We start from the raw sequence: 1,621 nt of genomic DNA, 5'->3' as shown, positions 1-1,621 counted from the left end.
AGCTTGGGCTATCAAACCCYACAAGCMATTGAAGATCGAATTAGGAATACAGCTTAAGATTTAACTTTTTAGTGTCCAAAATATTGACTCAAATCCAAAAGGCCTTTCGTAAATATGGTTAAGAGCATTGTGCCCAAACTCTTATCCTGAAATTATTTTTGGTATGTTGGTTTTTTAATTGCTATCAAAACCCAAAAAACCATGATTATTGGAATAAAAAATAAATTCAAATTAATCCTTTCATCAACGAAAATTGAAAAAATATCATTAATAATTAAACTAACTAAGCTTAATAAAATGCATATAAGCAAAGTATGTATCAATAATTTCAGCATTTTTACTCTCGAAAAGTCAGGTATGTCAAACATTGTGTTTCACCCTTAGTTTCGGATATTATACCAGTATCCTAGTGTTTTACTTTAGGTTTCTTTTACCCCATTTGTGGCAAGCTGCATAAGCTCCTAATTTATACATGTCTTGAACAATTAAAGTAGCAACAGTCAACCCGACAACGGTTCCAAATACAATTTTTAAAGTTTTTCCAATACTGAAGGCGGTGCAGCATGTCTACCAGCAGCTGACGCTGTTAGTTCGCCTATTTGAATAACATCGTCTTGTATAAGTATTTCCTTCTCTAATAATCATGTTTCACTTTCAATTTCATTTAAATCATCTGAAGAAATTTCAATAAGTGCCTGTTGGAGATTATTAATTTCTGTATTCGATAGACCATATTCCTTAGCATAATCTACGTTTAACTAATACCATTTTGTATAACTTCTAATACTGAAAGATTTTTTTTCCTTTTCAATAGTAGTAGGTAACGTACATTTATATCATTTTCAGCTAGTCTTTTTATTAATGACATTGCATAATCATCAGTCAATACTGCTTTTAACTAGCACTTGAACCTTGTACTGCGCACACTCCAAAGCCATAAATTGCCCCATGCAAATAAATAGTTAACCACTTAAACCAATACTTATTCTCTCGATTAATATTATGCAAGCTAGCATTTTCTAAATAATCAATTGTAATATCAAGCTCATTACCTATGAGGTATTATGTAAATTTTATCTAATTAGAAATATCTTAACTACTATTGCATTGCACATTGAGTATTATGTATTCTATCGTGGTTTTCTATGTAATAAATACTTTGTATTATGTAATTTTAATTATTTAATCTCAGCAAATTTTTCTCCCATTCTGTAGAGTACAATGAGTCATAGAAACATAACTTAGGTATACTGATATCCACATTGCTTCATTTCACACAACGCTAACTTCCTAAAGTAATATTCTCCACCCAATTAAAAAAGCCCGTTAAACAAGGCCTTTCAAAGAATAATAATATTCGTTTCTATTTTCACTATTACGGCAAACAAAAAAGCAGCTATTAAGCTGCCTATCTTATAATCAAGGTTTATTCGATGTCACGTATGTACCAGCTATGAAATCATGGATTGCTCTATGATCTTTTCTTAAGCCAACCATAAACGCGCTAACAATAAATCCTATTCCTAATGTGATTCCATAAACTATTCCAGCAACTAAACATCTTAAAAGCATAGTACCTATACCTAATTTTTTACCGTCAACCCTTACTATTCGTATACCC

The 1,621-nt window shown here is 31.1% G+C and carries 1 protein-coding gene; it reads right to left on the bottom strand.

The window, feature by feature from the left end; translation table 11 throughout:
- Window positions 1-1,419: 1,419 nt before the first annotated feature.
- A partial coding sequence (locus tag AC1DUW_RS28080; protein WP_477644086.1) for an RDD family protein occupies window positions 1,420-1,621 on the bottom strand: 202 nt, incomplete at its 5' end.

This window comes from Peribacillus sp. P4_C12, from assembly GCF_056402095.1.
This window is presented reverse-complemented; position numbering and strand designations above follow the sequence as displayed.